Origin of the sequence: Lentibacillus sp. (assembly GCF_035301925.1) — a bacterium.
Lineage (GTDB): Bacteria > Bacillota > Bacilli > Bacillales > Amphibacillaceae > Lentibacillus.
Window position 1 is genome coordinate 1 of the sequence record NZ_DATGTI010000038.1, and the last position, 8,653, is coordinate 8,653.

The following is an 8,653-nucleotide window of genomic DNA, read 5'->3' on the forward strand; positions in this document are numbered from 1 at the left end:
CCCAATTCCAGCGTCATATTCTTTATGGTGTCCGCAGCGGATTTCATAATATCTTTTGCTGTTTCCGTACCGCCAGTGAAGGCTATTTTGGCGACATTTTCATTGGATGTCAGCTCAACTCCCACATCCGCTTCACCGTGCACCAAATTCATAACGCCGGGCGGGAATTCATCAGCAACAAACTCAGCCACCTTACTGACAGCCAGTGGGGCCAACGGGCTTGGCTTAAGCACCATGGTGTTGCCAGCCAATAGTGCAGGCGCAATTTTTATCGTTGACAGCGAAATCGGATAGTTCCATGGTGAAATAGCTGACACAACACCTATCGCATCGCGTGCAATAATCGTTCTTCCGCCGTCATCATGCTCCTCGACCTTTTTCGCTAAAACATCCTTGACGTTATCGCACGCAAATTCCATCCAGGCTAAAGAAACACCGATTTCGCCTTCTGCATCATAAAGCGGCTTCCCATGTTCTCTGGCAAGAAGTTCCACAATCTCGGGTGTCTTATCTTTAATCGTTTGAATCGCTCGTCGCATTCGTTCAATACGATCATCAATCGATGAGCGCCGCCAATCGGGAAAAGCGTTATGCGCTGCATCAATTGCTTTAATGGTGTCTTCTTTCGTATTAACCGGCGCATAGCCGACAACTTCATCCGGATGTGCAGGATTTTCTCTTGGCTTCTGTTCTTCGGCTTTGTATTTCTCTCCATTGATAATCGCATCAATTACAACTTCGTCCGCCATTGAAATGTCTTCCCTTCTATATATGGTTCGTTAGTAAGGTTCAACTTTATTTTGACACCGACAAGACGAAATAATACAGGAATTGATACGAAAGCATTCATCCCCTGGAAAAGCTTCTGACACTGTACTTTGACATGGAGCCGATAACAGGAGCGCCTAAGGATCTTTTTCCTATAGACATGATCGAGATCAATACCGCTTAAAATATTGTACTTGGTAAAGCAGAATCGGCAGGTGCAATGAGCTGAGCTGTTAAAAACAAATAAAAAACTGTCCCTATTAGCAGACATGAAATCTAATGATGTCTCTAATAAGCCAGGGAGTAAAACAGATCATTTCCATGAATGGCACCACCGGGAATTGTACAAAGTACAATGACCAAAATATGTACTGTCATTCTGCATGCTCCTTAAGTTGGTGATAAACCCATTCCGTTGCTATTTTATCAGCTTGTTCCGGATAAGGATAATCAAGACGCTGCGCTGTTTCTTTGGCAACTTTCCGGAACAAATCCATTGTATGTTTTAAAGCCATCTGCATGTCATACGCGTCATAATGGGCGAAGCAGTTATTAAGATCCTTTATGATAACCGGGTCCGCCCACTGATCAAAAAACCTTCCATTATGCCAGGTGTCATAACTTTTTCCATGCTTAGCCTTCGCATGCCATTCAGACATTTTTAACACAAGCTGCTTTAAATCATGATCAATACATACCTTTGCCGTCCAGCATTCACCGCGCAGCAGTTTTTTCGCACTCCAAACCGCATGATACCAAAAGTCAAGTATCATCTCCGTCCATTCATCCGGGGAAGGAAAAGAACCGGATTCGCCAAATGGCTTGCCCTCAATTTCAGGTATATGTTCAAACACACCATCTTTGTCCATCAAAACACGAATCCCCCTGCTTAAAATCTGTTGGATGTCATTGTTTTCAATTAATTGTTTAAAAACATGTACGGAAAATATTGAGAAATCAACATCCAGCGCATCATCAAAAAGCACACGCCGCTCCTTTCCGTTCCCTACTGCGGTTTTTTCTATAAAACTCATCCATTAAGGTCCGATTTCCCGAACCCAATCTTCAGACGACAGGTATTTATCGGGTTTTGTTGAGAAAAGAACCAGATCCAGATCAGACCACACATCCGCGGACCCATCAGCTCTTGCTCTTGATCCGACAATCATCACGGCACGAATCTCTTTCTCTTTTTCACAAAATAACCTAATATGCTCCAGTAATCTATCGTATTTTTGATGTTGGTTTTCCATACATTCCATCCCCATAGAGACGATTTTAATAACCCAGATCCAATTGTACTATGACTACAAACATATTAACATGATACACAGCTCAACGGCGTGATTAATTAAAAATAATTTGACTTTTGGTTTAATTCTCAGCGGTTGTAGATTACCCTTATAAAACGCTTAAATGGCACATAGTCCATGCAGTGTGGATATACTGGGCATAAAACCAGAAGAAGGTGAGTATTATGCCACAACCATTGCCTGTTCATATCGAACCAATCACTATCAGCGGCGGACCGGAAAAGAATGTCGTCTATCCAAGGGTTTTCGGTATGCAAGACCCAGGAGTGGAACAGTTCATAAATCAGGAGATCGTCTATGAAACGCAGCAGCTTATTAATATGCAGGCTGAAGAAATGCCCACTGCCCTTGTAGAAATGGATGGATCCTTTGAAATCAAAAATAACCAGCGAAATGTCCTGAGTTTATCGCTGTCCAACTATGCCTATCATTACCAGGCTGCACATGGCATGACCTACATCAAATCACTGACATTTGACCTGCAAAATCAGAAGCGGTGCAGTTTAAGCGATCTGTTTAAACCGGGAAGTGATTATACTGAGCGGCTGACTGAGCTTGTTAATGAACAAATCAGGCAGCGTGATATTCAAACTTTCGATGAGCCAGTTGTTGTTCAGCCTGATCAGGACTTTGATATTGCCGACAAAGCACTTGTCATTTATTTTCAGCTGTATGACATAACGCCATATGTATTTGGGTTTCCGATGTTTCCGATTTCCGTTTATGCCATCGCGGATATTATTGATGAAGATGGACCGCTTGGCAAGATGGCGGTTAATAATTAATAGAAGGTTAACAATTAATTGAAAAATGCATTATTTTAATCATTAACGCTATAGATTCATGTGAAATCGCGGTCCTTTGGCACAGAACTAAAAGTAACACAAACAAAATTAATTATAAACATATAGTCAAAAGGAGCGATTCATCTTCCCATTGAAATAGGGAAGATGAATCGCTTAGTTTCCTAAAATGTTTAGCGGTTTGAGGGTTGGGCAGACTATAAAATGCTATTCTCCTCTCAAAACACTTATCTACATAAAACGTAAAATTAAAGGTAAATGGAAAGGATATGTTATGAAAAAAAACGAAACTTATAAAAATCCGGTATTTTTTGTTTCAGCAATTATTGTTGGCTTGTTAGTTATCATTGGTGCTTTCATGCCAGAGCAATTTGGCACAGTAGCGCAGACTCTTTTTGATTTTACAACAGTTAATTTTGGGTGGTTTTATTTACTGGCAGTATTTATTATTATTCTTTTCTTAGTTGGAATTTCCATAAGTAAATATGGAAAAACAAGGTTAGGGCCTTCTGATTCACGCCCGGAGTACCCGTTTTTTACATGGATTGGTATGCTGTTCTCGGCAGGCTTTGGCGTATCTCTTGTTTTCTGGAGTGTCGCAGAACCAATGAGTCATTTTTTTGTAACCCCGTTTCCCGGCCTTGATCCACAGACAGAGGAAGCGGGTAGGGTGGCAATGGGTTATTCCTTTTTCCACTGGGGGATTAGCCAGTGGGCTGTGTTTGCGATTGCTGGACTGGCGATTGCTTTACTTCAATTTAGAAAAAAGAGGCGTGGATTGGTTTCGGCTTCAATCGAACCTGTTGTCGGAAAAAACAGAGGTATAGCGAATACGGTGAATATATTGGCTGTCATTGCTACAGTCATGGGCGTTGCGACAACCGTCGGGTTATCGTTTAGCCAGCTGAATGGTGGATTGTCATCCGTATTTAATATTCCGAATAATATCGGGGTCCAGGTAATAATCGCTCTGATCATGATGGTTTGCTATTTAGTTTCTTCTGGTACAGGATTGGATAGAGGGATCAAATGGCTGAGCAACTTAAATTTAGGGATGGCTCTGCTTGTCATGTTAATTGTATTTTTACTTGGACCAACAGTATTTATTTTAAACTCTTTTGTGCTGGGTTTAGGCGACTATATAACCAATTTTGTTCAGTACAGTCTGCGCCTGACGCCATATACAGGCGGCGAGTGGGTATACCAATGGACGATATTCTATTGGGCATGGGCCATCGCGTGGTCTCCATTTGTAGGTGCATTTGTCGCACGGGTATCCAGAGGTAGAACCATTCGTGAATTTGTAACAGGTGTGATGGTAGTGCCGCCCGCTATTGCCTGTGTCTGGATTGCCGTATTTGGCGGAACAGCATTATACAGTGATTTAAATAATGGGACACAGATTGCTGAGGCTGTTAACGCAGATGTTACAGTAGCTTTATTTGAAGCATTGGGAGTTGTGCCTTTTACAGCCATCTTATCGATCATCTCGATATTGCTGATTTTTACATTCATGGTAACCTCAGCTGACTCTGCAACTTATATTTTAGGTACCATGACATCTAAAGGAAGTCTAAATCCAGCTCTGATCACCAAAATAATCTGGGGTGTTCTTATTACAGCCATTGCCCTTGTATTATTATTTACAGGAGGATTGAATGCTTTGCAAACAGCTTCATTAACAGCAGCTTTGCCATTTACAGTCATCCTTCTGATTATGGTTGTATCAATATGGAAATCAATAAGAGCAGAATACAAACCGAAAGATCAAAACAAAAGCAGTTAAAAGTTATTCTTTTAACTGCTTTTTTCTTTGCTTTGGAGGATATCGGATGTCCCTTACAACGTAGCTATCAATACCGGACGTAGGTGCTTCTTTAAGCCTGTGAGGTGGATACCTCCGTTGTTCGGTATAGCGTATTGTAATTTTTTAAAGAATCAATCCCTGTCGCATCACTTAATGTTATACTACATCTATGCTTAATCGATTTATTTGGACAGGAGTTTGACACATGGCACATTTTAAAATTGATCATGAGATTATAAACGGTGAGTCGCTTCCCTCATTTTCCCTTACGATAGATGATTCATATGCCACGTCTGTTTACAGTGATACCGATATGCAGGCTGAGCTGGCGAAGGTCCTCCGCGGCAATGCCAGGGTTCCTGTTTTTGATCAGCAGGAAGGTTTATACGAACGGCTGACGGTTCAATCCAATATTGCTTTTTATCACAAATGGTTCGGCTGTAAAACGCCCCTCCCTGAAATTCTCGTCCTATTTGAACTGCATAGCTGTGCCAAAAAACCGCTGTATAAGTGTTCGAAGTCTGAAATCCGCCGGGTCTACTTTGCCAAATACTATATGAGCGGTGTTCATCCGATGGTGTTCCGGGAGCCGATTCATGGAGTTGATATCAAAACGATCAATACCTTCATTAATATGCTGCAAGAAATTAAGGAGGACGGCATCCCTGCTCTCGTGTTGGTATCCAACATGGAACATGCGCTCTTGCTTGGTGATGCAGCGTACAAATTGCAGGAAAAAGGTCTGCAGCCAATTGAAGTCGATGACGGTGAAGAAGCACCTGAAGCAGAGAGTACCGGCTCGCCGATGACTACCAATTTATTCAAGATCCCGGCAAAAGTGGATGATAAAATGATTTTATTTGACCCGCCCGAGATCGATTATATCGAAAGCCAGGATGGAAAAGCCATGATCGTCATCAATGGCGAATCGTATGCCATGGATTCCACACTGGCAGAAATCGAAAAGAAATTGGAAATTTATGGATTTTATCGCTGCCATCGTTCATACATCGTCAATCTGCAGAAGGTGCGCGAGATCATTACGTGGTCGAAAAACACCTATTCACTCAGAATTGACAATAAAATACAGTCAACCATTCCGCTGTCACGAACCAAAATTCAGGATATCCAGGAGAATTTCAGCCTGAAATAAGTACAGTTCACGGATATTTCCGTCCGGGCCCCGCTGCCGGCGCATTCCGCCATCACCCTGGAATCGGTACAGTTCATCCCGTCAGTGGAAACAAACGGTTCATTCCGGCGTTTTCTTCAACGTTCATCCGGTACATTTCACCCTCCTTATGGTACATTCCGTTCTGATATGACTGCACCCGCGGCCACGATCCACTATGATTGAAGCAGTTGAATGAAGGAGGTTTTCAGTTGGACAATACAATTGAGGTAAAGGGAATGCGGAAAGTGTTTGGCCAAAATGCGGCCATCAAGCAAGTCAGCTTCAATGTAAAAAAGGGTGAAATTTTCGGGCTGCTTGGACCAAGCGGATCGGGCAAGACGACAACGATCAAAATTTTAACCGGAGAACTGGGGCAGACGTCAGGTAACGTGACAGTACTCGGGATCAACTCGAACCGGTTTGGAACGTCCGATTTTAAATCTAAAATCGGGATCTTATCGGATAACAGTGCGCTGTATGAGCGGTTGACCGTTTATGAGAATCTGAAATTATTTTGTAAATTATACAACGCCCCGCTGAAACAAATTGATATGATTCTGCGGGAAGTTAATATGGAAGACGAACGATCAAAAACCGTCTCGAAGCTGTCAAAAGGGATGAAGCAGCGCGTGCTGCTCGCCAAAGCGCTCATCCATAAGCCTGACTTGGTTTTTCTGGACGAACCGACATCCGCTTTGGATCCGGGCAACATGACACAAATCCATCGCGGACTTCAGAAGCTAAATGAAGCAGGGACAACGATTTTTCTGACGACCCATAATATGGAAGAGGCGACTGAATTATGTGACCGGGTGGCGTTTCTGCACAATGGTGAGCTGCAGGAACTCGACAGTCCGGCTGCACTCCGCTACAAGTACTCAACGCATGCTTTCCATGTTGAAACATTTTCAGGCGTTCGACTGGTCATTGAAAATGAACCGGAAAATGCCGATCAGATCAGAGAACTAATCGGGAACGGGCAAGTGAAAGCGATGCATACAGATAATCCGACACTTGGCCAAATCTTTCAAAAAGTGACCGGGAAGGAGCTGGTATAATGAACGTTCAACGTATAAGTGCCATTTTTGAAAAAGATATGAAAGACTTCACGAAAAATATATCAATGCTGATGATGCCTTTGATATCAATCGTATTAGCCCTGATGTACGATCGTATGGGGGCCGGAGAAGGGGAAATGCCACTTTTTATCATCTATATACTCGTCGGCGTGACATTTTCCGCCGTTACATCAATGTTCATGATGAACATGATGGCTGAGGAAAAAGAAAAGAAGACATTGCGCGGACTGATATTATCACCGGCTTCGTTTGTGGACATCATTGTCGGCAAAAGTCTCGTGACCGGTGTCATTACTTTAATATCACTGATTATTTCATTACTGATTATTGGGATTGATCCGCTCTTGAATATCAGGGCCATCCTTGGATTAGTGTTAATGTTTTTGTTCTTTCTCATGCTTGGCATCGGCGTGGGGCTTTTCACAACATCTATTGCCGCAGCATCCGCTTATGCCATGCCGATCATGTTCTTGTTCGGATTCACACCGATGATTGAGCTATTGGGGCTGGCCGAAGACAGTATCGCCATTAAAATTGCCGACGTATTTCCAATCATGCAGGCAATCAAGATGCACGATACTAGTTCATGGCTTCCACTGGGTATTATCACCATGTGGGTCGCTGCCGCAGCACTGTTTATGTACGTTTGTTTTAAAAAGACCAGGACAGATGACTGATCTTGATAGTAGCCGCATTTTCAGATGAGAATGCGGCTTTTTATGATTCTATTTTTGTGCCCCGGTACATGTTTCGGTTTTGCGGCTCATGTTTTCGTGTTCCGGCCCATGTCTGCGTTCTCCGGCTCATGTTTACATTTTCGCGCCCATGTGGTTGCGGAAAGTCAGAGGGACTTGATTCAAAATGGGGATCACTCAGCTTTTATCACTGAAAAATACCAGTTCCGCATGGATGTCATCACCAATTTCCAAAAGAGCAAACGAGTAATATGGTACGGTTCGCTTATTTGTTGGCGAACCCGGATTTAACAGCAGCTGTTTTTTGAAATAGCGGAGCATGGGAATGTGCGAATGGCCGAAAATAATGACATCCGGGTGTTCGTCTGCAAACGATTCAATCGCTCTTCTCTCAGTTGTCTTTTTATCGCCATGACCGTGAACGATGCCAACTTTGAAGCCGGCTATAGTCAGCATTTGCTTAGCCGGCAAGCGTTCCCTTATATCGTCACCATCAATGTTGCCGTATACGCCCTTTACGTCACCATACGACGCAAGTTCTGTATAGACATCGGCCGTTTTCCAGTCACCCGCATGAATGATTAAATCGGCTGTTTGGAATTCAGAAGTAAGTCTTGCCGGCAGTTTTCCGGTTTCTTTTAAATGGGTATCTGCTGTAACGACGATTTTCATGTGAAGACTCCTTTTAAATAAAGAATGGTATACCACCATAAAGTATACCAGTTAAACGAACGTATTTTCTGTTTTTCTGTCAATTTTTTAGATAGTATGATATTATATTGATAGCAGTTGCATAGTATAGTGGGCGGTTGACCATCTCCCCCTGAGAAGGGAGGTGGTAGTATGACGACATACGAAGCACTGAGTTTAATCGCACAATTCAGCCTTGCAATAACAACAACCCTGACATTAATTGTAACAATTGTCGTCTACCTAAAGAGAGAGAAGTAACCGCCCAAGACCAATTTGCTGCGTTTACTTCTCTTATAGTGTAACTTCTATTGGTCAACCGCT

At 42.8% G+C, this 8,653-nt stretch carries 8 protein-coding genes and 1 pseudogene; 6 read left to right on the top strand and 3 right to left on the bottom strand.

Translation table 11 applies throughout. From position 1 onward, the window contains the following. A partial coding sequence (locus tag VK080_RS03390) for an aldehyde dehydrogenase family protein (protein ID WP_324223383.1) occupies positions 1-749 on the bottom strand: 749 nt, incomplete at its 3' end. 393 nt (positions 750-1,142) lie between these two features. Next, a pseudogene (locus VK080_RS03395) lies at positions 1,143-2,036 on the bottom strand (aminoglycoside 6-adenylyltransferase). A gap of 209 nt (positions 2,037-2,245) precedes the next feature. On the opposite strand from VK080_RS03395, the gene VK080_RS03400 reads away from it, so the two are divergent. From VK080_RS03400 to VK080_RS03420, 5 genes are all read left to right on the top strand, one after another. Beyond that, complete coding sequence (locus VK080_RS03400; RefSeq protein WP_324223384.1) at positions 2,246-2,866, top strand: DUF3298 and DUF4163 domain-containing protein; 621 nt, start codon at positions 2,246-2,248, stop codon at positions 2,864-2,866. A gap of 292 nt (positions 2,867-3,158) precedes the next feature. Further along, positions 3,159-4,670: a BCCT family transporter gene (locus tag VK080_RS03405; RefSeq protein ID WP_324223385.1), complete on the top strand. Its 1,512-nt coding sequence runs from the start codon at positions 3,159-3,161 to the stop codon at positions 4,668-4,670. A gap of 226 nt (positions 4,671-4,896) precedes the next feature. Beyond that, positions 4,897-5,844, top strand: coding sequence for a LytTR family transcriptional regulator DNA-binding domain-containing protein (locus tag VK080_RS03410; RefSeq protein WP_324223386.1), 948 nt, complete (start codon positions 4,897-4,899; stop codon positions 5,842-5,844). Between the two features lie 230 nt (positions 5,845-6,074). Then, entirely contained in the window at positions 6,075-6,923 is an 849-nt protein-coding gene (locus tag VK080_RS03415) for an ABC transporter ATP-binding protein (protein ID WP_324223387.1), read from the top strand. Then, on the top strand, positions 6,923-7,621 hold the full coding sequence (locus tag VK080_RS03420) for an ABC transporter permease (RefSeq protein WP_324223388.1): 699 nt from the start codon (positions 6,923-6,925) through the stop codon (positions 7,619-7,621). The genes VK080_RS03415 and VK080_RS03420 overlap by 1 nt, the downstream gene beginning before the upstream one ends. Before the next feature lie 195 nt (positions 7,622-7,816). On the opposite strand, the gene VK080_RS03425 is transcribed toward VK080_RS03420, so the two are convergent. Next, positions 7,817-8,311: a metallophosphoesterase gene (locus VK080_RS03425; protein ID WP_324223389.1), complete on the bottom strand. Its 495-nt coding sequence runs from the start codon at positions 8,309-8,311 to the stop codon at positions 7,817-7,819. A gap of 171 nt (positions 8,312-8,482) precedes the next feature. Here VK080_RS03425 and VK080_RS03430 point away from each other — a divergent pair, with 171 nt between their 5' ends. Continuing rightward, entirely contained in the window at positions 8,483-8,590 is a 108-nt protein-coding gene (locus tag VK080_RS03430; RefSeq protein WP_324223390.1) for a putative holin-like toxin, read from the top strand. Positions 8,591-8,653 lie beyond the last annotated feature (63 nt).